Annotated in this window: 20 protein-coding genes; 9 read left to right on the forward strand and 11 right to left on the reverse strand. The window is 67.7% G+C overall.

Translation table 11 applies throughout. From position 1 onward, the window contains the following. The first annotated feature begins 58 nt into the window (after positions 1–58). From G3W89_RS12290 to G3W89_RS12300, 3 genes are read left to right on the forward strand one after another with little or no spacing between them, the layout of a single operon-like run. A complete protein-coding gene (locus G3W89_RS12290; RefSeq protein ID WP_162574342.1) occupies positions 59–934 on the forward strand; it encodes a branched-chain amino acid ABC transporter permease in 876 nt (291 codons plus the stop codon). A gap of 13 nt (positions 935–947) precedes the next feature. Further along, positions 948–1,928, forward strand: a complete 981-nt coding sequence (locus tag G3W89_RS12295) for a branched-chain amino acid ABC transporter permease (RefSeq protein WP_162574343.1) — start codon at positions 948–950, stop codon at positions 1,926–1,928. Positions 1,929–1,969: 41 nt separating this feature from the next. Continuing rightward, entirely contained in the window at positions 1,970–2,908 is a 939-nt protein-coding gene (locus G3W89_RS12300) for an SMP-30/gluconolactonase/LRE family protein (RefSeq protein WP_162574344.1), read from the forward strand. Positions 2,909–3,169: 261 nt separating this feature from the next. On the opposite strand, the gene G3W89_RS12305 is transcribed toward G3W89_RS12300, so the two are convergent. Further along, positions 3,170–3,520, reverse strand: coding sequence for an RNA recognition motif domain-containing protein (locus tag G3W89_RS12305; protein WP_162574345.1), 351 nt, complete (start codon positions 3,518–3,520; stop codon positions 3,170–3,172). Positions 3,521–3,981: 461 nt separating this feature from the next. Next, the gene (locus tag G3W89_RS12310) at positions 3,982–5,151 is read right to left on the reverse strand and encodes an MFS transporter (protein ID WP_162574346.1); all 1,170 of its coding nucleotides are present in this window, start codon (positions 5,149–5,151) and stop codon (positions 3,982–3,984) included. An 80-nt stretch (positions 5,152–5,231) separates the two neighbouring features. On the opposite strand from G3W89_RS12310, the gene G3W89_RS12315 reads away from it, so the two are divergent. Further along, complete coding sequence (locus G3W89_RS12315; RefSeq protein ID WP_162574347.1) at positions 5,232–6,161, forward strand: LysR substrate-binding domain-containing protein; 930 nt, start codon at positions 5,232–5,234, stop codon at positions 6,159–6,161. Here the strand turns inward: G3W89_RS12315 and G3W89_RS12320 are convergent. Beyond that, positions 6,158–6,844 (reverse strand): GntR family transcriptional regulator, encoded by a 687-nt coding sequence (locus G3W89_RS12320; RefSeq protein WP_162574348.1) that lies wholly within the window; start codon positions 6,842–6,844, stop codon positions 6,158–6,160. The genes G3W89_RS12315 and G3W89_RS12320 overlap by 4 nt on opposite strands. Before the next feature lie 115 nt (positions 6,845–6,959). On the opposite strand from G3W89_RS12320, the gene G3W89_RS12325 reads away from it, so the two are divergent. The 4 genes from G3W89_RS12325 to G3W89_RS12340 are packed head-to-tail and all read left to right on the forward strand — an operon-like array spanning position 6,960 to position 11,724. Continuing rightward, the gene (locus tag G3W89_RS12325; RefSeq protein ID WP_162574349.1) at positions 6,960–7,958 is read left to right on the forward strand and encodes a tripartite tricarboxylate transporter substrate binding protein; all 999 of its coding nucleotides are present in this window, start codon (positions 6,960–6,962) and stop codon (positions 7,956–7,958) included. Positions 7,959–7,967: 9 nt separating this feature from the next. Beyond that, on the forward strand, positions 7,968–9,659 hold the full coding sequence (locus tag G3W89_RS12330; RefSeq protein ID WP_162574350.1) for a thiamine pyrophosphate-binding protein: 1,692 nt from the start codon (positions 7,968–7,970) through the stop codon (positions 9,657–9,659). Then, positions 9,656–11,302: a GMC family oxidoreductase gene (locus tag G3W89_RS12335; RefSeq protein WP_162574351.1), complete on the forward strand. Its 1,647-nt coding sequence runs from the start codon at positions 9,656–9,658 to the stop codon at positions 11,300–11,302. The genes G3W89_RS12330 and G3W89_RS12335 overlap by 4 nt, the downstream gene beginning before the upstream one ends. Positions 11,303–11,316: 14 nt before the next feature. Continuing rightward, positions 11,317–11,724, forward strand: a complete 408-nt coding sequence (locus G3W89_RS12340) for a carboxymuconolactone decarboxylase family protein (protein ID WP_162574352.1) — start codon at positions 11,317–11,319, stop codon at positions 11,722–11,724. Between the two features lie 239 nt (positions 11,725–11,963). Here G3W89_RS12340 and G3W89_RS12345 read toward each other — a convergent pair whose 3' ends face one another. From G3W89_RS12345 to G3W89_RS12360, 4 genes are read right to left on the reverse strand one after another with little or no spacing between them, the layout of a single operon-like run. Beyond that, positions 11,964–12,704 carry an aspartate/glutamate racemase family protein gene (locus tag G3W89_RS12345; protein WP_162574353.1) on the reverse strand — a complete coding sequence of 247 codons (741 nt, stop codon included), beginning with the start codon at positions 12,702–12,704 and terminating at the stop codon, positions 11,964–11,966. Positions 12,705–12,731: 27 nt separating this feature from the next. Beyond that, the gene (locus tag G3W89_RS12350; RefSeq protein ID WP_162574354.1) at positions 12,732–14,120 is read right to left on the reverse strand and encodes an amidase; all 1,389 of its coding nucleotides are present in this window, start codon (positions 14,118–14,120) and stop codon (positions 12,732–12,734) included. Further along, complete coding sequence (hydA, locus tag G3W89_RS12355) at positions 14,113–15,603, reverse strand: dihydropyrimidinase (protein WP_232076808.1); 1,491 nt, start codon at positions 15,601–15,603, stop codon at positions 14,113–14,115. Before hydA ends, G3W89_RS12350 begins: the two co-directional genes overlap by 8 nt. A 32-nt stretch (positions 15,604–15,635) precedes the next feature. Beyond that, on the reverse strand, positions 15,636–16,961 hold the full coding sequence (locus G3W89_RS12360; RefSeq protein ID WP_162574356.1) for an MFS transporter: 1,326 nt from the start codon (positions 16,959–16,961) through the stop codon (positions 15,636–15,638). Positions 16,962–17,223: 262 nt separating this feature from the next. Here G3W89_RS12360 and G3W89_RS12365 point away from each other — a divergent pair, with 262 nt between their 5' ends. Further along, positions 17,224–17,925 carry a GntR family transcriptional regulator gene (locus G3W89_RS12365; RefSeq protein ID WP_162574357.1) on the forward strand — a complete coding sequence of 234 codons (702 nt, stop codon included), beginning with the start codon at positions 17,224–17,226 and terminating at the stop codon, positions 17,923–17,925. 26 nt (positions 17,926–17,951) lie between these two features. Here G3W89_RS12365 and G3W89_RS12370 read toward each other — a convergent pair whose 3' ends face one another. From G3W89_RS12370 to G3W89_RS12385, 4 genes are all read right to left on the reverse strand, one after another. Further along, positions 17,952–19,055, reverse strand: coding sequence for a glycosyltransferase family 2 protein (locus G3W89_RS12370; protein ID WP_162574358.1), 1,104 nt, complete (start codon positions 19,053–19,055; stop codon positions 17,952–17,954). A 143-nt stretch (positions 19,056–19,198) separates the two neighbouring features. Continuing rightward, positions 19,199–19,834 carry an FABP family protein gene (locus G3W89_RS12375; RefSeq protein WP_162574359.1) on the reverse strand — a complete coding sequence of 212 codons (636 nt, stop codon included), beginning with the start codon at positions 19,832–19,834 and terminating at the stop codon, positions 19,199–19,201. A 108-nt stretch (positions 19,835–19,942) separates the two neighbouring features. After that, positions 19,943–21,001 carry a lipocalin-like domain-containing protein gene (locus G3W89_RS12380; protein WP_162574360.1) on the reverse strand — a complete coding sequence of 353 codons (1,059 nt, stop codon included), beginning with the start codon at positions 20,999–21,001 and terminating at the stop codon, positions 19,943–19,945. A gap of 5 nt (positions 21,002–21,006) precedes the next feature. Further along, positions 21,007–22,086, reverse strand: a complete 1,080-nt coding sequence (locus G3W89_RS12385) for a PLP-dependent cysteine synthase family protein (RefSeq protein ID WP_174258317.1) — start codon at positions 22,084–22,086, stop codon at positions 21,007–21,009.

A 22,086-nucleotide genomic window follows, 5' to 3' on the forward strand; every position in this document is an offset into this window, starting at 1 on the left:
CTTCGGGCTGCTTCGGCTGCCGGGGTGCCGCAGCCCCGCTGAAAAAAAGCAAGACCCAATGACCATCTCCCTCCCAGCACTGCTGAGCCAGCTCCTCCTCGGACTGGTCAACGGATCGTTCTACGCGATCCTGAGCCTCGGGCTCGCGGTGATCTTCGGCCTGCTCAACGTCATCAACTTCGCGCACGGTGCGCTGTTCATGCTGGGCGCGGTGCTGACGTGGATGGCGATGAACTACTTCGGCATCAACTACTGGGTGATGCTGCTGGTGGCGCCGATCGTCATCGGCCTGTTCGGCATCGTCATCGAGCGGCTGCTGCTGCGCTGGATCTACAAGCTCGACCATCTCTACGGCCTCCTGCTCACGCTGGGGCTCACGCTGCTGATCGAGGGCGTGTTCCGTTCCGTGTACGGCGTCTCGGGCCTGCCCTACGACACGCCCGATGCGCTGGCCAGCGCCACCGACCTCGGCTTCATGATCCTGCCGAACTACCGCGCCTGGGTGGTCGTGGCCTCGCTGGTGGTCTGCTTCGCGACCTGGTTCGTGATCGAGAAGACGCGCCTCGGCGCCTACCTGCGCGCCGGCACCGAGAACCCGCGGCTCGTGGAGGCCTTCGGCGTCAATGTGCCGCTGATGATCACGCTGACCTACGGCTTCGGCGTCGCGCTTGCCGCCTTTGCGGGCGTGCTGGCCGCGCCGGTGATCCAGGTCTCGCCGCTGATGGGGCAGAACCTCATCATCGTGGTCTTCGCGGTGGTGGTGATCGGCGGCATGGGCTCGATCATGGGTGCCATCCTCACGGGCCTGGGCCTGGGCGTGATCGAGGGGTTCACCAGGGTCTTCTATCCCGAGGGCTCGTCCACCGTCGTCTTCGTGATCATGGTCATCGTGCTGCTGATCCGGCCGGCCGGCCTGTTCGGCAAAGAGAAGTGAAGCAATCCGCGCGATGAAGAACAACAACATCTCCCTCGTCCTCTACGGCCTGCTGCTGCTCGCGCTGGTCGCCGCGCCCTTCCTCGGCGCCTACCCGGTGTTCGTGATGAAGCTCATGTGCTTCGCGCTGTTCGCCTCGGCTTTCAACCTGCTGCTCGGCTACACGGGGCTGCTGTCCTTCGGGCACGCGGCGTTCCTCGGCGGCTCGGCCTATGTCGCCGGGCACGCGATGAAGGTCTGGGGCCTGTCGCCGGAGCTGGGCCTGATCGCCGGCACCCTCACCGGCGCGCTGCTGGGCTGGATCTTCGGGCTCCTGGCCATACGCCGCCAGGGCATCTACTTTGCGATGATCACGCTGGCGCTGGCGCAGATGGTCTTCTTCGTCTGCCTGCAGGCCAAGTTCACCGGCGGCGAGGACGGCCTGCAAGGCGTGCCCCGCGGCAAGCTCTTCGGCCTGCTCGACCTGCAGAACGACCTGGTCATGTACTACGTGGCGCTCGCAGTCGTCGTCGCGGCTTTCCTGCTGATCGTGCGCACCATCCATTCGCCCTTCGGCCAGGTGCTCAAGGGCATCAAGGAGAACGAGCCGCGCGCGCTCTCGCTGGGCTACGACGTGGCGCGATTCAAGTTGCTGGCCTTCGTGATCTCGGCCGCGCTGTCTGGGCTGGCTGGTTCGCTCAAGACCCTGGTGCTGGGCTTTGCGACGCTGTCCGACGTGCACTGGACCGCTTCTGGGCAAGTGATCCTGATGACGCTCGTAGGCGGCCTGGGGACCCTCTCCGGCCCGCTGGTCGGCTCGGCCGTGGTGGTGCTGCTCGAGAACAAGATCGGCGAGTTCGGCCACCTGCTCGCGAGGCTGACCTCGGTCGAATGGTTCGGCACGCTGGGCGAGTCGGTCACCATGGTGACGGGCCTGATCTTCGTGATCTGCGTGCTGGCCTTCCGTCGCGGAATCATGGGCGAGATCATCGCGCTGGTGTCGCGGCGGCGTTAGCTTCGCGCCCTCGCCGGACATTCCATTTCCGGAGCCCAACCATGTGGCAACCTGCTGACCGCTACCCGGACCCCGCCATCGAGATCCTCGATCCGCGCTTCGCGAAGTACCGCTTGATGAGCGCCGCGGTGGAGCGCCTGGCCACTGGTTTTCGTTGGGCCGAGGGCCCGGTGTGGTTCGGCGACGGCCGCTACCTGCTGTGGAGCGACATTCCAAACAACCGCGTGCTGCGCTGGGACGAGGAAACCGGTGCCGTCAGCCACTTCCGAAAGCCTTCGAACTTCGCCAACGGCCACACGCGCGACCGGCAAGGCCGCCTGCTCAGCTGCGAGCACGGCACGCGGCGCGTGACGCGCACCGAGTACGACGGCAGCATCACGGTGATCCTGGACCGCTTCGAGGGCAAGCGCCTCAACTCGCCGAACGACATCGTCGTCAAGTCCGACGGATCGATCTGGTTCACCGATCCGCCCTTCGGCATCCTCGGCCATTACGAAGGCCACGCGGCCGAGCCCGAGCTGCCGACCCACGTCTACCGTGTCGATGGGCAGACCGGCGAGGCCCAGGTGGTCTGCGATGACATCGAGCGTCCCAACGGCCTATGCTTCTCGCCCGACGAGAGCCTGCTCTACGTGGTCGAGTCGGGCAGCACGCCGCGCCGTATCCGCGTGTTCGACCTGAGCGAGGACGGGCAGGGCCTGAAGAACGGCCGCGTGTTCGTCGAGGCCGATCCGCAAGCTGCGCCCGACGGTTTCCGCTGCGACATCGACGGCAACCTTTGGGCCGGCTGGGGCACCGGCGACGGCCGCGATGGGGTGATGGTGTTCGCGCCCGACGCCACGCCCATCGGCCGCATCGCGCTGCCGGAGCGATGCGCCAATGTCTGCTTCGGCGGACCGGCGCGCAACCGGCTCTTCATGGCGGCGAGCCAGTCGCTCTACGCGCTCTACGTCAACACGCAGGGCGCGCGCGGCGGCTGAACAAGCAGCGCGGGTTCGTTCACGCCAGATGCACAGCGCTGGGTCGATCACGTCGTCGGCATTGAGCCCATCCCGATGTTCGTACTCCCATTTCACCAGCTCACGAACCGAGTGCAACGGTGTGAGGCCGTCACTGCGCCTCACGCGTTATAGAGCAACTCGGTCAGGGAGAATCACAAAGGCAATTAGCCAGCACCCGGCGAAGGTCAGGCCAAAAAAAACCGGCTCAGGAGAGCCGGTTTTCAGAAGAAGTTACTGGCCTCAGTAACGACCACCGCCGTAGCCACCATTTCCATAGCCGATGTCTGAGCGTTTGGCCGCGCTGTAACCCGTCGCGCTGTAGCCACGCGAGCCGCCACCCTCTTCGCGGGGGCGGGCCAGGTTCACCACGATCGAGCGGCCATCGACGGACATGCCGTTCAGACCGGTGATGGCGGCTTGGGCGACTTCGGCAGAAGCCATTTCCACAAAGCCGAAGCCCTTGGAGCGCCCGGTTTCACGGTCCATCATGACCTTGGCCGAAGAGACGCCGCCGAACTCGGCAAAGTTGCTTTCCAGGCTGGAATCGGTCACGGAATAGGGCAAGTTGCCCACGTAGATTTTGGTGCTCATGGAAAGAGCCTTTCTGGATGAAGGTGCGCAACGGAAGTAGCGCCGTTTGAACATAGGTGCGCGGATCGGGAGTCCGCAGCAACTGGCAAGGGTGGATGGGATCTGCCGCAGCAAATCATCAGCACGTAGGGGATGCGACATGCACGTTTGCAGCCAGCCCTGAGTCACTGCAAAGAGCCCGGCGTCTTCGCACGCGGCAAAGGCCTTGTCGAAACGAATACTCGGCAGTAACTGCCGTTCAACCCCAATTAGTATTATATCCTGTCCCTCTATTTGATAGATTCATTAAATATTCTATTTGGTCGTAAAGGGAGTGCCACTTCGGCAGCTTCACCGCCTACTCGAAAGACCGCTTCGTTTCGAGAGCCCTTGAGGCGCGTTCGTGACATGCGTTCCAGAAAGGATTCGAAAAATACCGTCCGCGCGCTCGCAGAAGAACCTGTGGATCATGGTGCTCTCGTCTATGTCGTCGTGACGGGTTGGGACGGCGTTCGGGCGCAGGCCAGTGCGGCCAGTGCCAGCAGCAGGGCCGGAATGCCATAGAGCCATGCCGGGCTGACCAGCGGCAGCAGCAGGCCGGCCAACAGCGGACCGGTGCCGGCGCCAATGTCGCGCCACACGGCGCGCGCGGCCAGCGCCTGGACCCTGGCCGGGCCGGGCGTGCGTTGCATTACGATGGGCGCCAGCAGGGGCAGTTGCAGCGCGCGCAGCACTACGACCGCGGCGGCGCAGGACCACAGCCAACCCGCGCCGAAGCCGACCAGCGCCAGTGCGGTCAGCAGCGACAGCGACACCAGCAGGCGCACGGGCCCGTAGCGCTCGGCCATGCGGCCGCCGGCCGGGCCGAGGAGGATCTCAGCCAGGTAGCGCAGGGCCATGAGCAGCCCGGCGACCACCACGGCGCCGCCCGGCAGCAAGTCGCGGCCGAGGTACGATAGGCCAACGATGAAGAGGCCATCGAGCGTCAGGCCTTCCATGAAGCACCAGGCATCGAGGCTGTTGGGCCTTCGAAACCGGCTTCCGGATTTCGATACCGGATGCGGCAGCGCCGGCAGTCGGCGTGCGGCCGCGAGGCCCAGCAGCGCCACCGCTGCAAGTACCCCGAAGATCGGCCGCGGCCCGGCCCACTGCGCGAGCAGGGCGCCCAGCGGCAGCGCGAGCACCGGCCCGATGGCGATGAAGGCGCGTGAACGGCCGCTGCGCCGCGAGGCGCCGATCGGGTCCGCTGTGGCCAGCGCCTGGGTCGACAGGTTGAGTGCGGCGAAGCACAGGCCCCATAAGAGTCGCAGCGGCAGCAGGGCCCAGAAGCCCGAGAGCGTGGCGTAGCCCACTGCGCACATGGCGGCAATGGCCACGGCAAGCAGGCAAGTTGCACGGTCGCCGCGGCGGGCGTAGAAGCGCGCCACCTGTCCATAGCCGGCAATGCGTACCAGCCGGTTGGCCGCCAGCAGCATCCCGACCTCGGCCAGCGTGACGCCGAACTGCTCCGCATACATCGGCAGCAGCAGATAGAGCACGGTGTCCGCCGGCAGGGCCAGGGCCAGCGCGACGGCGGCCTGGCGGGAATCGCGGTCGGCGACAGCGGTCGAGAGGGCTGCAGCAGAGGCTGAGGAAGTGAAGGAAGGCGGCATCGGGGAGCCCGATGGTGCGCCCCGGCCCTGCCTTCGACAAACGACATTCCTGCGGCAGCATGCGTGAGAAAATTGCACACATGCCTTCCAGCGAGCCGCCCCTGAACGCCGTCCGCGTCTTCGTGGCGGCAGCGCGGCAACTGAGCTTCACGCGCGCGGCGGCGGAATTGCACGTGACGCACAGCGCGGTGAGCCGCCAGATCCGGTCGCTCGAAGGCTTTCTGGGCGTGGCATTGTTCGAGCGGCGCATTCGCCAGGTCGCGCTGACGGCCGAGGGCCAGCAGTTCTATGCCGAGGTCGAGCCGGCGTTGGAGCAGATCGGTGCCGCAGCACGAGCGCTGTCGCGGCCAGTCGCGGGCCGTGCGGCCGTGCGCATCAACGTGCGGCCCTCCTTCGCGCTGCGCTGGCTGATCCCGCGCCTGCCCGACTTCGTCGAACGCTATCCGGACATCGAGCCGCAGGTGGTCACCAGTACGCAATGGCCGTCGCTGGAAGCCGAGGGGTTCGACGTGGCGGTGCGGCGCGGGCTGGAGGGCTGGGCGCAGGCGATGCAGGTGCATCCTTTCCTGGACGACGAGGTGCTGGTAGTCGGCGCGCCGTCGCTCTTCGCCGCGCAGCCGCTTGTCGACCTGTGCGCGCTCGCGTCCCATGTGCTGCTTTCGGCGAAGACGCGCAAGGCCGACTGGGACGACTGGCGCAAGTGCTTCGGCGCGCCGCGTGGACGGCAGGCAGGGCGACTGCAGTTCGATCACCTGCACTTCGTGATGCAGGCAGCGGTCGACGGGCTGGGCCTCGCGCTGGCGCCGACATCGCTGCTGGCACACGACCTGGCGTCGGGTCGGCTGCAGGCCGCCCTTCCGGACCTGCGCATGCCGCTCACGCGCTACTACTACGGACTCGCGCCCGGTGCTACGCCCGAGGCGCGCTGCGTGGCCGACTGGTTCGAGGAGATGCGGCGGGCGCAGGTACTGCAGACCCAGCGCACGGCGTCACGGGGTCGCAGCCGTTAGCTTGCTTTGTCGGACGTTGTCGTCCGCCGGGTAAATTCGACCAGTGCCGCCTGGTGATTTTCCAGCGCCAGATGGCGGTGAATGGCTTCGGCCAGATCGCCGTCCTTGGCCACGATCGCCTTGATCAGCTTTCGCCAGACCGCGATCGATTGCTGGCGGCGGCGTGTCGTGGTGAGGCCAAGCCGCACGTAGCGGCCGATGCGCTGCGAGAAGTCGTCGATGTACGCCGTGAGCGCGATGCTCCGAGAGACCTGCATCAGGTAGGAAACCAGGTCACCGCTCAGGCGCACGTAGTCGTCGAGATCATCGCGATGGGCCTCGAGTGCCTTCAGACGTGCCTGGAGCGCGACCACTTCGTCATCGGACCGGTTCATCGCCGCGCGCCGGCTGCCGAGCCCGAGCAGCACGGCACGGATCTCGAAGAAGTCATCCAGTTCCTTCGCCGACAGCCGCGTCACCTGCGCGCCCCGCTGCGGCTGGATGGTGACGAGCCCCCGGCTCTCCAGGATGCGCAGCGCCTCGCGGATCGTGGCGCGGCTCACGCCGAAGGATTGCGCGAGTTCTGTCTCCTTCAGGCGCTCGCCGGGCTCGAACGATTCCTCGACGATGCTCGACCCGATCCGGTCCGCTACCTGCAGCGGCAGCGTATGGGTGAGTTGAAGCGAGGAGAGTCGTGGGTCCATGGCGGCTCGATTCTAGGCAGCGTCTCCGGGTGCGCGGGCCCGGCGCACGGTTGACCAACTCGAATTGCAGTGCTTACAATCCAAATGTCGACATTCATACATTAGGAGACTGCTGATGCAAGACGAGATCAAGCGCAGAGTGTTCATCGCGGCGGTAGCGGCCGCCGGTCTCGGCGCTTCGTTGCCGGGGGCGGCGCAGTCGGCAACGCCGCCGCCGTGGATGCCCGCCAAGCCAGTGCGCATCATCGTGCCCTTCACGGCCGGGGCGCTCACCGACATCATCGCGCGCATCTACGCCGACAAGCTTGCGCAGCCCTTGGGGCAGTCGGTGGTTGTGGAAAACCGGCCGGGCGCCGGTGGCGTTTCCGCCTCCCAGATGCTGCTGAGCCAACCGGCCGACGGCCACACCATGCTCTTCGTGTCGTCGGCCCATGCGGCGAATCCGGCGCTCAAGCTCAAGCTCCCGTACGACACAGAGAAAGACTTCTCGGGTCTCGCGCTACTGGCGTCTTCGCCCAGCCTCGTTGTGGTCCGGGAGGATCATCCCGCGAAGACGCTCGCCGAGTTCGTGGCGGCGGCCAGGAAGAAGCCGAAGGAGATGACCTACGGGTCCGCCGGAGTCGGCGCCGCGACCCACCTGACCGGCGCCTACTTCGCGGCGGAGGAGGGCATCGAGTTGCTGCACATCCCGTACAAGGGCGTGCAGGAGGCGGTTAACGAAGTCATCGCCGGCCGGCTCGACACCGCCTTTCCGCCGATCGCGCTGGCGCAGGCCTTCATCAAGTCGGGGCGCCTGCGCGCGCTGGCGGTCACGAGCCCGCAGCGCTCGCCGTCCATGCCCGAGGTCCCGACGGTGGCCGAGCTCGGCGTGCCAGGTTTCGACTCGAGCATCTGGTATGCGCTGGTCATGTCAGCGAAGACGCCCAAGCCGATCATGGAATCGCTCGCCGCGCAGTTCGTCAAGGTCACGGAAATGCCAGAGGTCGCCGAGAAGCTCAAGTCGCAGGGACTGATCGCTTCCAGGCTCACGCTCGGCGACTTCGACCGAATGATTTCGGCCGACATCAAGAAGACCGCGAAGCTGGTGCAGGCCAGCGGCATTCAACCCGAATAGGAGACCAGCATGCAAAGAATGACGGGTGGCCAGGCCATTGTCGAATCGCTCGAGGCCGAGAAGACCGGACACGTCTTCGGCCTCATCGGATCTGCCGGCATGGAGATCTTCGACGCGCTCTACGATTCGGGCTCGATCGACTTCATCGGGGTGCGCGACGAACGCACCGGCGTGCACATGGCCGATGGCTACGCTCGCGCCAAGGGCACGGCGGGCGTCTTCCTGGCCGGCCAGAACGGACCTGGCGCGACCAACCTCGTCACGGGCCTGGCTCAGGCGAACGCGGCGTACTCGCCGGTGGTCGCACTGGCAGGCTCGCTGTCGTCCGCGCACGTGTACCGCGACGCGTTCCAGGAGGTCGACCAGCAGGCACTGTTCCGGCCGGTGACCAAGAAGACATGGACGCTGACCCAGACCGCACGCATTCCCGAGATGATGGGCGAGGCGTTCCGCACGGCACTGTCGCCGCGGCGAGGGCCGGTACTGCTGAACTTGCCGCGCGACCTGCTGGCAGACAGTGCGGAGTTCGACCTGACCGCGCGCGCCGGCAGCCTGCATTTCGACGGTACCTTCACCGCGAGCCGTGAAGCGATCGAGCAGGCGGCCGTGCTCTTGCGCGGCGCGAAGAATCCGCTGATCCTTGCCGGAGGCGGCGTCAAGAACGGCCGCCACCACGCCGCCGTGCTCGCGCTGGCCGAGATGCTCAATTCGCCGGTGGTCACGTCCCCCGGGCACGGCGACGCGATTCCCTGCACGCACCCGCTCTACGCGGGCCAGATGGGTCCGCGCGGCAATGCGGTTGCTTCGGACCTGGCGCGTACGGCCGACGTCATCCTTGCGCTCGGCACGCGCCTCGGCTTCAACACCACGTTCTATTCGTTCGACAACCTGAACCGCAACGCGCGGATCATCCAGGTGGAGAACGAGCCGACGGCCATCGGGCGTTTCTTTCCGGTCGCGCTCGGCATCTTCGGAGACGCGGGCGTGGTCGCGCGCGACCTCGGGTCGGCGCTGCAAGGCCATGACGGCAGCGCGGCGCGCGACTGGGCCACAACCTTCATGGATCGACGCAAGGCCTTCCTTGTCCAGCAGGATGCCGACGCAGGGCAGGGCGCAGACCCGCTCCAGCCTGCCTTCCTTTTCAAGACGCTGCGCGACGTGCTGCCGGACGACTGCATCTACACGATGGATGCGGGCACTTTGTGCCTGCAGGCGACGGACAAGCTGCGCTACGCGCAGCCGCCAGCACTCTTCACGCCCCTGGACTTCGGCTTGGTGGGTTTCTCGTACGCGTGCGGCCTGGGGGTCAAGCTCGCGACGCCCGATCGAACCGTGGTCAGCCTGATGGGTGACGGCGGCTTCGGCATGACCACGTCGGAAATCGGCACCGCGGTCGCCCATGGGATCAACACGGTCTGCATCGTGATGAACAACGGCTGCTGGGGTGCGGAAAAAGCCTACCAGCGCGATTTCTTCGGGGAGCGCTACATCGGCGCCGACGTGCCGAACCCGCCTTACGACCAGCTCGCCGAGCTATGGGGGGCCAAGGGTTTCCGGGTGGACCGCGCCGCGGATCTGGGCAGCACGGTCGCAGCTGCCGTTGCCTGCGGCAAGCCGGCGGTGGTGGACGTGAAGGTCGATCCCAATGCGCTCTACAGCTTCCGCCGCGATTCGTTCAAACACCGGGACAAGTCCGCATGACCGGTGCACCGTCATCCATGGAAGCCTACGACTACATCGTGGTCGGCGCGGGGTCGGCTGGTTGCGTGCTGGCCGCGCGACTCACCGAGAGCGGCAGGCACCGCGTGCTGCTGCTAGAGGGTGGGGGCGCGGACAACCACATGTGGATCCACATCCCGCTGGGCGTGGGCAAGCTGCTCACCGACGAGCGCTACGCCTGGAAATTCCAGACCGAACCCCAGGCCGCCATGCAAGGCCAGTCGATCTACTGGCCGCGTGGCAAAGTGCTCGGCGGATCGAGCGCGCTGAACGGCATGGCCTATGTCTGGGGGGACCCTCGCGAGTACGACGGCTGGACGGGCCGCGGCATCGAGGGATGGCGCTTCGAGCAGCTGCTTCCGTACTTCAAGCGGCTCGAATCCAATCCCTTCGCCGACAACCCGCTACGCGGCCACGACGGCCCGATGCGCATCACCGACCGTGCGGTGCGCGAGCGCGACACGATCTCCGAAGCTTTCGTGCACGCCTGCGGCGAGGCGGGCATCGAGAGCACGCCTGACTACAACGCGGTGCGCTACGAAGGCGTGCGCTACCTGGAGCAGACGGCGCACAACGGGCGGCGCTGGAGCGCGGCCGTCGCGTACCTGAAGCCGGCACGCCAGCGCAGCAACCTGATCGTCCGCACCGGTTCGATCGTCCGCCGCGTGCTGCTGGAAGGCCAGCGCTGCGTCGGCGTCGAGTTCGAGCACGAAGGCCGCATCCAGACGGCGCGGGCCCGATGCGAGGTGGTGCTGAGCGCCGGCGCCGTCCAATCGCCGCAACTACTCGAGTTGTCGGGCATCGGCGATGCGGCCCGGCTGCAGGCGCTCGGCATCGCGGTGCAGTGCGACCTCCCGTCCGTGGGCGAGCACATGAGCGACCACCTGCAGGTGCGCTGCACCTATCGCACCCGCGTGCCGGAGACCATCAACGACCTGATGCGAAGCCCCTACGTGAAGGTGAAGACGGCGCTGCAATACCTCTTCCTGCGCAAGGGGCTGCTGGCCAACACCTCGTCAACGGCGCATGCCATCACACGCACGGCATCTGCCAACGGTCACCCGGACGTGATGATCCGCGTCTATCACATCAGCGGGAAGGACCGCTACTCCCGAACGAAAGGGGCTGGCATCGACCCCTGGTCGGGCTTCTCGATCGGTGGCTTCGTCCTGTATCCGGCGTCGCGCGGAAGCATTCACTGCGCCAGCGCGGACCCGAATGCGCCGCCGCGCATCCAGCCCAATTACCTGGCCGAGGATGCCGATCGACGCGCGACGGTCGACCTGCTGAAGCTGGTGCGCCGCATCGCGAACCAGGCTTCTCTCGGCGAGGTCGTCATCGCCGAGCAGCGGCCGGGGGCAGGGGCCGCAACGGATGCCGCGCTGCTGGACTACGCCCGCGAGAGCGGTCAGACCGCATGGCACACCGTCGGCACCTGCCGCATGGGGCGGGATTCGACTGATTCGGTGCTCGATTCGCGCTTGCGTGTGCACGGCATCGCCGGATTGCGCGTCGCAGACGCGTCCGTCATGCCGACGATTGCATCCTCCAACACCAATGCACCAGCGTTGATGATCGGCGAGAAGGCATCGGAGATGCTGCTCGCGGATTCTGCCAAGTGGTAGCCAGGGACGACCCGATGACGCACACGCCGATTGACAGGAAGGTGGCCACGCCGAACTGCGACGACCATATCGCACGCGGCGACTGGAACCCGCTGTGGGACCAGTTGCGCGAATTGGACCCCGAGTTCATGGAGGCGTACCTTGCGTTCCGCAGTGTCCCGCACCGCAACGGCCCGCTGCCGGCGAAGTTCAAGGAGCTGGTACTGGTGGCGATCAACGCTGCAACGACTCACCTCTACGCGCCGGGCGTGCGCCGGCACATGAAGAACGCGCTCAGGCTCGGTGCGACGCCCGAGGAGGTGCTGGAGGTCATCCAGCTCACGACCGTCATGGGCATTCATGCGTGCAACCTGGCGGTCCCCATCCTGTGCGAGGAGATGCAGGCGATGCACGCGACACCGAAGCCGCCTGGCGCGGCCTGAGGCATCAGGTGCTCAAGGCCGCGAGCGGCCGGTGTGCGTGGCCTTTCGGGTCTTTTGGAGTTCCTTGAGCTGCGCCAGCGGGTTGTGGCATTTGGCGTTCCTCGTCACAGCCGCGGCATTGGATTTTGAGATCGACGACGTGGGAACGATTCTTTGCAGCGATCCTGGCTCCTGCGCCACGAAGAGCCACCGCGTACTCGAGGAAGTCGCTGCTCTCGCCAGAAAATGGGAGGTGAGCCTCAGGGAGCGAAGCGCCGCGAGAGCGCATCCGGCAGGCCGATCGCTTGCTTCGGCGCGGGCCGCCTGAAGGTGCCGGCGCTCGCCTTTCGCACGCGCAGCGTTGCCAGCGCCTCGGCCTGCTTCACCGCCGCGGCCATCTGGTCGACCACGGGCACGGGGATGCGATCCTTGACCTTGTCGGCCAGGCCGGCCAGCGGTGCGCCGGCGAGGATCACCACGTCGGCCTCGTCCTCGTTCACCGCGCGGTTCGCCAGGTCCACCAGCAGTTGCTCCTTCTCGTCCTGCACATCGGCAATGGAGGCGAAGCGGCCCTCGAGCATGCGGATGCCGGCCAGGCGGCCCATGAGCCCGTGCGACTCCACGCACTCCTCGTACCAGGGGCCGAGCGCCTGCGCGAAGGTCACGATGGCGAAGCGCTTGCCGAGCATGCAGGCGGTCAGCATCGCGGCCTCGGCCATGCCGACCACGGGGATGTCGAAGAGCTCGCGCGCGCCGAACAATCCCGGGTCGCCGAAGGCCGCGATGATGGCGGCGTCGAAGCCCTCGTGGTGCTCGGCCAGCATTTCCAAGGCGACCGCGCCGCCGATCTGCGCTTCGGCGCGGGTGGCGATGTAGGGGAAGCCGCGCGGCGCCGTGAGCGCGACCAGTTCGGTGCCGGCGGCTGCGGCGGGCAGGGCGGCGCTCATCAGCCGGTCCGTGATGCCCTGGCTGGTGTTCGGGTTGAGCACGAGGATGCGCATGCGATGTTCCTTTGAAATCAGGCCTGACTATGCCGCCGTGTTGCCGGCCCGCGCCAGCACCGCTTCGACGGCCCGCGCCGCTTCGAGCAATTGCCGGTCACGTCCGCGTGCCGCGATCAGCTGCAGGCCGACCGGCAGGCCATCGCGCCCGCTGCCGCAGGGAAGGGTGATGGCAGCCGCCATCGCGTGGTTCACGAAAGGCGTGAACACGGCGTGCGCGCGCGGCTCCACCGCCTGACCGCCGATGTGCGTGGGCCCGAGCCGGTCGTTGCGCCAGGCGACGCAAGGCGCGGTCGGGCAGATCAGCACGTCATGGTGCGCGAGGAAGCCGGCCAGCGTCGATGCGATTGCGGCGCCCGCGGCACGCGCCCGCGCCACGTCGGCGCCAGACCACTGCAGCCCGCGCTCGATCTGGCGCGCTACGTCGGGGTCGAAGACCGAAGCATCGCGCCGCCAGGCTTCGCCGAACAGGTCGGCGAGCCCGGTGTGCTGCAGCGGCATCAACGCAGTCTCGTCGGCACCGTCGGGCCAGAGCGGGTCGGCATCGGTGATGTCGAAGCCCGCCATGCGCAACGCCTCGACTGCGCTGGCGATGCATGCCTGCACGTCCTCGTCCACCGGCACGTCGAGGCCCAGGCGCGGGCTGAAGGCCACGCGCAACTGGTTCGCAGCGCGCAGCGGGGCTGGGTCGGGCAGCAGCATGGACGCCGGGTCGCGTGGGTCGGGGCCGGCCATCGCCTCGAACATCAGCGCGGCGTCGGCGACAGTGCGGGCGATCGGCGCGATCGTCTGGAGCCCGATGAAGGCATGCGCGAAGCCGAAGGGATCGGGGATCGCGCCGAAGGAAGGCTTGAAGCCCACCACGCCTACGTGCGCGGGCGGTCGCCGGCTCGAGCCGCCGCCATCGGTGCCCAGCGCGAGCGGCGCGAGCCGCGCGGCCACCGCGACGGCGCACCCGCCCGAGGAGCCGCCCGGCGTGAGGGCCGGGTCCATCGGATGGCGCGTGAGCCCGTAGACCTTGTTGGTGGTCAGCCCCTTGCAGGCGAACTCCGAGCTGTTGCCCATGCCGATCACCAGCGCGCCGGCGGCGCGCAGTCGCTCCACCGACAGCGCATCGCGAGGCGCGACGAAGTCCTGGAACAGCAGCGAACCTTGCGTCACGCGCTGGTCGCGGACCCAGATCACGTCCTTCACCACCACGGGCACGCCGGCAAGCGGCATCGGTTCCCTGCGGGCGACGCGCGCGCGAAGGGAGGTGATCTCTGCGTCGAGCGAGGCCGGGACCTCGCCCACCACGGCATTGAGCGTGCCGTTGCGCAACTCGATCTGCCGCAGGCACGCCGCCACGACTTCGCCCGGGTCCAGCGTTCCCCGCTGCACACGCTGCGCGATCTGTGAGGCGTCGAGGTCAAGCATGCGGGGGTGCCTTTGCAAGCTTGGCCAGCGCATCGGGCAAGTTGCCCACGTAGGCGCCGTTCGCCGCATCGCCCGGCTTGGGGCGCGCCATTTCGGGCTTGCCGCAGGGCAGGAACTCGCCATGGCCCGAGGGCGCGCAGGGCTTGCCCTCGTCCCACACGCGCTCGCCGCGCACGAGGGTCGTCACGGGCCAGCCGGTGACCTGCATGCCTTCGTAGGGCGTGTAGTCCACGTCGTGGTGCAGCAGGCGGTTCTCGATGGTGACCTCCTTGTTCGGGTCCCAGATCGCGATGTCGGCGTCCGAGCCGATGGCGATCGTGCCCTTGCGCGGGTGCAGGCCGTAGAGCCGCGCCGGGTTGGTTGCCGTCAGGCTCACGAACTGGTTGAGCGTGATGCGCCCGGTGCGCACGCCTTCGGAGAAGAGCAGCGGCAGGCGCGTCTCCAGCCCCGGAATGCCGTTGGGGATGTGGCGGAAGGCCACCTCCTTGCCGCCGGGCTTCTTGCCCTGCGGATCGTCGAAGCGAAACGGCGCGTGGTCGGAGGAGACGATGGTGAAGAGCCCGTCGGACAGGCCCTCCCACACGACGCGCTGGTTGGCCCGATCCCGCGGCGGCGGGCTGCACACGCACTTGGCGCCCTCGTAGCCGCCGCCCAGGTCGTCCGCGCTGAGGAACAGGTACTGCGGGCAGGTCTCGGCATAGAGGCGCATGCCCCGGCCGCGCGCCCAGCGGATCTGCTCGATGGCTTCGCGGCCGGACACGTGCACGATCAGGATCGGCACGTCCACCAGCTCCGATAGCGTGATCGCACGGTGCGTCGCCTCGCGCTCGATGGCCATGGGGCGCGAGGTCGCGTGGAAGAGCGGTGCAGTGTGCCCGGCTTCCTCCAGCGTCTCGGTGAGCCAGGCGATGCAGTCGGCGTTCTCGGCATGGATCATCGCCAGCGCTCCGTGCCTGCGCGCCACCGCGAGCAGGCGCAGGATCTGGCGGTCGTCCAGCTTCATGTCGTCGTACGTCATGTAGATCTTGAACGAGGAGTAGCCCTCGGCGATCAGGGCCGGCAGCTCTTCGCGCAGCACCTGCTCGGTGGGGTCGGTCACGATCATGTGGAAGGCATAGTCCACCACCGCCTTGCGCCCTGCGCGCCGGTGGTAGTCCTCCACCGCGGCGCGCAGCGACTGGCCCTTGATTTGCGCGGCGAAGGGGATCACCGTGGTGGTGCCGCCGCAGGCCGCCGAGCGCGTGCCGCTGGCAAAGTCGTCGGCCATGCGCAGGCCTTCGTCCATCGGCTGGTCGAGGTGGCAGTGGGCATCGACGCCGCCGGGCAGCACCAGCTTGCCCCGCGCATCGATCTCGTCGCGGCCGCGCGCGAGCTCCTGCCCGAGTGCGACCACCCGGCCGCCGCGGATGCCGATGTCGGCCTGCATGGTTTCCGAGGCGGTCGCGACCAGGCCGTTGCGGATGACGGTGTCGAAGCCTTGCACTTGCGTTTCCTTCTCTTGCTTGCCGGCGGCGCTCAATGGCCCGCGTCCTTGAGGTCGATGCGTGCGGTCTCGCGTGCCGCGAAGGCAGCCACCGCGATCAGCGCGCAGACGATCGCGAGGTAAATGGCCACAGGCGTCGTCGAGTTGAAGCGCGCGATCAGCGCGGTGGCGATGATCGGCGCCAGTGCGCCGCCGAAGACGCCCGCGAACTGGAAGCCGAGCGAGGCGCCCGTCACCCGAACGCGGGTCGCGAACAACTCCGGCAGGAAGGAGGCGAGCGGCGAAAACATGAACGACACCAGCACCATGCCCACGAAGGACGCCGCCATGATCAGGGCCGGGTCGCGCGTCTGCACCATCTGCATGAACACGAAGGCCCAGAGCGCGCCGCCGATGCCGCCGATCATGAGCACCGGCCGGCGGCCGATGCGGTCGGACAGCCAGCCGGCCACCGGGATGAAGATCATCTGCGCCACGGCGCCCAGGAGCACTGCGTTGAGTGCAATCGACTTCGGCAGGCCCAGCTGCGTCGGCACGAAGTACAGCAGGAAGAGGGTGAACACATAGAAGGCGATGTCGCCGCCCAGCCGCGCGAAGAAGGCGATGGCGAGCTGCGGCTTGTAGTGGCGCAGCACCTCCTTGATCGGCGCGTGCGCTTCATGGCCCTTGGCCTCCTTCTCGAACACCTTGGATTCCGCCACGCTCATGCGGATGTACAGGCCAACGACCACGAGAATGGCGCTCAGCATGAAGGGAATGCGCCAGCCCCATGAGAGGAAGGCTTCTTCGGACACCTGCCAGGTGACCAGCGCGAAGGCGCCGTTGGCGAGCAGCAGCCCGATGGGCGCCGCGATCTGCACCACGGCGCCGAGCAGTCCGCGCCGCTTGCCCTCCGGGTCGAGCTCGTTGACCATGATGGCCGCGCCGCCCCATTCGCCGCCCAGCGCCAGGCCCTGGATGATGCGCAGCAGGACCAGCAGGATGGGCGCCAGCATGCCGGCCTGGCCGAAGGTCGGCAGGCAGCCGATCAGGAAGGTGGCCAATCCCATCATCAGCAGCGTGATGAAGAGGATGGACTTGCGGCCCAGCTTGTCGCCGAAGTGCCCGAACACCGCTGCACCCAGCGGACGCGCGACGAAGGCGACGCCATAGCTCGCGAAGGACAGCAGTGTCGCCACCAACGGCTCGCTCTGCGGAAAGAACAGCTTCGGGAAGACCAGGGCTGCCGCCGAGCCGTAGATGAAGTGGTCGTAGAACTCCAGCGTCGTCCCGGCCAGGCTGGCGGCCGCCACGCGCTTGGTGGATGAGGGGCTGGCCTCGCGTTCGGCTGTCCCGCCGATGGGCATGGTTGCATGCATTCGCTTGTCTCCGTGAGTGATGGAAGTGAGGGGCTGAATCGTTGCGCGGGCAAAAGATAGGCGATAACCGATGTGCAATCAAGAAGAAATTTGTACATCGCTAAAAACATTTATGTTCTTCGGCTAGGCCTAGTGGATAACCCGGACCTGGCAGCAGCTTTCTTGGTGCATTCCTAAGAAAAGCGGGTGCAATTGGGCGATGATTGGCCGCATAACCGCCATACAATCCAAAGAGATCTGATGTTCAAAAGGAATCGAGACAATGGCCAAAACGACCAGCACGGACGTTGATGCCCCGGGTGCGCCTTCCGTCGAGGAGATCAGCGAACGCATCCTCCAGGCCGTCTGGGAGCACCGGCTGCCGCCCGGCACCAAGCTGGTCGAGGAGAAGCTGTCCGAGGTCTTCGGCGTGAGCCGCACCAAGGTCCGGCTGGCACTTGGCAAGCTGTCACACGACAGCATCCTCACGGTCGAGCCCAACCGCGGCACCTTCGTCGCCAGCCCGACCGTCGAGCAGGCGCGACAGGTGTTCAATGCGCGGCGCGTGCTGGAGCCGGCGCTGCTGCGCGACCTGTCGGGCCAGGTGCGGCGCGAGCAGCTCGCGCGCCTGCGCAAGAACATCGCGCTCGAGAGCGAGGCCCGCGAGCGCAACGACCGGCGCGCGACCATCCGGCTCTCGGGCCAGTTCCACCTGCTGATCGCCGAGCTCGGGCAGAACCCGTACCTGCACAAGTGCATCCGCGAGCTGTGCTCGCTGACCTGCCTGGTGATCGCGCTCTACGACGCGCCCGGCACGCCCGCCTGCCCGCACCACGAGCACGATGCCATCGTCGACGCGCTGGAGCAGGGCGATGCCGAGCGCGCCTGCATGCTGATGATCGAGCACCTCACGCACGTCGAGAACACGCTGCGCCTCGAGATGCCGGGGGAAGAGGAAATCGACTTTCGCGCCGTGTTCGCCTGAGCCGCGCGCTCCGGCTCAGCCGGCCCTCAGGTCCGGCGCAGCAGCCTGCGCAGCATGGTCTTGAGCGGGCTCGCTCCGAAGATCAGCTGCGAGTACGAGAGGAAGAGCGCGCGGGGCAGCAGCACGCTGCCGTAGTAGTAGATGCGGTACTGCCGCGGCCCCTGGCGCGTGTCGGGGTGGCGCAGCGCGCGCCGCAGCAGGCCGAGGTCCTTGCCTTCTCCCGACAGCCAGCGCTCGAGGAAACTGAGCCAGAGATAACCTCCCTGGTCCTCGAGCGGCCGCCACAGCGCCGAGGCGCCGGACTGCTGGCGCTCGAGCTGTGCGCGCAGCCACAGGTCGAAGCGGGCGGCGCGCTGCCGCATCGCCTTGATCTGCGCCACCGACACCATCGAGCCCTGAGTTGCCGAGGCGCCGTGCACGCGGTAGCGCGTCATCGGCTCGGGAATCCAGGCGCAGGGGCTGAGCAGCGCCGCTGCCGTGCAAAGCTGCAGGTCCTGGTACATCGTGCGGTCGGCGTCCACCGGGCCGATGGCCTCCAGGACTTCGCGCCGGAAGGCGAGCCCCGAGGTCAGCGATAGGACGAGGCAGGAGGCCGCCTTCAAGGTCTCGGTGGCCAGCCAGCCCTCCGGCGCACGGCCGCCGGGATAGTAGGGCGCCAGGCCCAGGTGGGGCCGGCCCTCCGAGAAGCGCTGCATGGCGTTGTGCGTCCAGCCCGGAAGGTGCCCGTCCAAGCGCCGGCGAAGTGCATCCAGCACCTTCTCGATGCGTCGCGGCGCGATCGCGTCGTCCGCGTCGAGCAGCAGCACCACGTCGCCGGTGCAGGCGGCGAGGGCGGCGTTGGTGGCCGCGCAGATGCCACCGTTGGGCTGGTGGATGGGCTGGACCTGCGCGAAGCGCGCTGCGTAGCCAACGAGGATTTGCGCGCTGTCGTCGGTGGAGCCGTCGTTCACCACCACGATCTGGTCTGGCGGCACGGTCTGGCCGAGGCAGCTGTCGAGGCATTCGGGCAGGAAGCGGCCGTAGTTGAAACAGATGATCGCGATGCTCACCTTCGGCACGGCCGGCAGCTCGGCCAGTGCCATGGGCTCGATCGCGAACGGTGCCTCGAACGGAATTTTCTCGAATTTCACGACAGCGACCTCAAAGGCCACAGGGGCGGCGTCCGGATTGTGCCCGCGGATTGCGCATGGTTCGCAGGTGTTACAGCTCCTGGCGCGCCCGTTCCTCTACCCCGTCGGCATGACGCGCTCGCCGCACTGGCGATCCGTGCGATTCAGGCCTGCACGGCCAGGGGGTTCGGCGAGGGCTCGCCCACCTTCGTGAGCGTGTTGCGGTCGGTGTGGTGGAAGGGCTCCGCCTGTCCCTGGATCTGCATCACGGTGTCCTGGTCATAGGACCAGGTCCCGTCCGCGTTGAAGGCGACCTCGATGCGCCATTCCAGCGTGGTGAAGGCATGCTCGATGAACGGGTTGGAGACGATGCCGTTCACCAGGCTCCCGTGCGTGGCCACGAGCTCGAAGCGATCTGCATCGGGGCTGGCATGGCCAGTGGCCATTGCGACCTGGCCGCGCGGGATCGCCAGCGTGTGCATGACCGTGCCGGTGGCGGGCTCCCACAGCCAGTAGCCGACCTGGTCGTGGTACGCCTTGGTCAGGCCCGGCTTGTGGATGAAGGTGTGGTAGCGCAGCCCATAAAGCACCTGCGGGCCATTGGTCTGCGGGTCGATCGGCTGCAGCTCGTAGTGCTCCACGTAGACCTGCGTCTTCGGCCCCTGCGCCTTGGGCTTGACGTCAACGCCCCTCTCGCCGCGCCATAGGCCCGCCATACGGCGCAGCGGCCCGAGATTGTCGAGAGTTCGTCCATCCAGGTCGGAAGGCTCGGTGTAGATGTCGTCGGGAAATTGGGCCATGGGCGGGCGATCGATGGGGTGGTGGAGGCGCTTCGGCAGCGGGTGAGCGAGGCGCCGATGCGATACGGATTCTGCCTGTCGCGCCCGCCCGCGGACACGACCGCTGGCCTACATCCGCAACGGCTCGGCGTACCCCGTCATCTCCAGGTACCCGCGACCGATGCGCCGGTTGCTCGCGTCCAGCAGGTCGCTCACCCCCTCCCAGTAGACGCCGCCGGTCGAGCCCCGGCTGTCGAGCTCCTGGTCGTCGAGCAGGGACTGCACGATGAAGGTGCCCGCGGGCGTGTCGATGCGCCAGCGCAGTGGATAGACGGCGCGGGTGCGCGGACTGGTCCAGGCGCTCGTGCCTTCGAAGCGGACTTCGTCGGCGCCGAACACGCGCAGCTGGCCATCGGCGCTGCGCAGCGATCCGCCGAACCACAAGGCCGAGCCGTCGCGGCGGTGGATGCGAAAGGCCATCAGTGCGCCGCCATCGTCCAGGTTCATGCCGACCCAGTCCCACCCCGCCGCGTCGGGATGCAGGTAGGCGTCGCTCCACTCGTGGTCCAGCCACGCGCGGCCCTGCACATCGAAGCCATGGCCCTGGATGCTGAGGCGGCCCTGCGTCGCGAGCTGCGGCTCGCTGTAGTAGTAGCTGGCCTGTTCGGCGTTGGGCCCCTTGCGCGACAGGCCTTCCTTGCCTTGCAGCAGCACCGGGCCGGCCGGCGTGAAGCGCAGGTCGATCGCGAAACCCTCGGCCGGCAGGCGGCCCGTGTAGCCGCCGGCGTCTCGCCTGAGCGTCCAGTTGCGCAGCCGGATGTCGGTATCTTCTTCAGCGGCAGATGCGATGCCGAAGCCCGCGCGCGCGATGCGCTGGTCGTGCCAGAGCCTGCGCGCCTGGAGGTCGGTGATGGCCGCGTGCGCGAAGATCATCTGCCGCGCCGCGAAGGCCGAGCGCATCTGCTGCGTGGCCTCCACGCGCGAGCGGAAGAACGTGAGCTGAAAGCCGAACTCGCGCGTGCCCGAGCGGGCATGCCCGGTGATGTACCACCACTCGGTGCGCAGCTCCGGATGGCTGCCGAAGTCGCGCGGGAACTGCATCGTGCGCGCGGGCAGCGCCCATGCCGGCGGCAGTGCCAGCGCGGTCATGGCGAGCAGGGCGCGCCGCGACAGTCCGTGCAGGCCCATGGTCGTCAGCCCGCGAGCGCGACCTGCACGCGCTGCTCGGCCGCGTGGCAGTCGCCAAAGTTCTGCGCCACCCAGTCGAGGTCGTGGTAGCTCGGCAGGTAGCGCTCGCCCGCATCGCACAGCAGCGAAAGGATGGAGCCCTGCCGCCCGGCGGCCCGCATCCCGCCAGCCAGTGCCAGCATGCCGATGAAGTTGGTGCCGGTCGAAGGCCCCACCTTGCGGCCCAGCAGGCGCGAGAGCACGCGCATCGCGGCCACCGACTCGGCGTTCGGCACTTCGATCATGCGGTTGACCAGCGAGGGAATGAAACTGGGCTCCACCCGAGGCCGGCCGATGCCCTCGATGCGCGAGCCCGATGCCGTCAACGTCACGTCGCCGCTGCGGTGGTACGCCGAGAACACCGAGCCTTCGGGGTCGGCCACGCAGACCTGCGTGTCGTGGCAGCGGAAGCGCACATAGCGCCCGATCGTGGCACTGGTGCCGCCGGTGCCGGCGCCCACCACGATCCAGGCCGGCACCGGATGCCGCTCGTGCGTCATCTGCTGGAACATGCTCTCGGCGATGTTGTTGTTGCCGCGCCAGTCGGTGGCACGCTCGGCGTAGGTGAACTGGTCCATGTAGTGGCCGCGCTCGCGCTGGGCCAGTGCGCGGGCCTCGTCGTACACCTGCGCCGCGTGGTCGACGAAATGGCAGCGGCCGCCGTAGAAATCGATCTGCGCGATCTTCTCGGGCGAGGTGCTCCCCGGCATCACCGCGATGAAGGGCAGGCCGAGCAGGCGCGCGAAGTAGGCCTCGCTCACCGCGGTCGAGCCGCTCGAGGCCTCGACGATCGTCGTGCCTTCGCCGATCCAGCCGTTGCACAGCGCATAAAGAAAGAGCGAGCGCGCCAGCCGGTGCTTGAGGCTGCCGGTCGGGTGCGTCGATTCGTCCTTCAGGTAGAAGTCGATGCCGTGCGCGGCGAAGCCGGGCAGCGGCAGCGGGATCAGGTGCGTGTCGGCGCTGCGCTGGTAGTCAGCCTCGATGCGGCGGATCGCGCCAGCGAGCCAGCCGGCGCAGGGGGGAGGGGACGCGTTCATGGGGCGCAT

It is taken from the genome of Variovorax sp. PBL-H6 (assembly GCF_901827155.1).
Taxonomy (GTDB): domain Bacteria; phylum Pseudomonadota; class Gammaproteobacteria; order Burkholderiales; family Burkholderiaceae_C; genus Variovorax.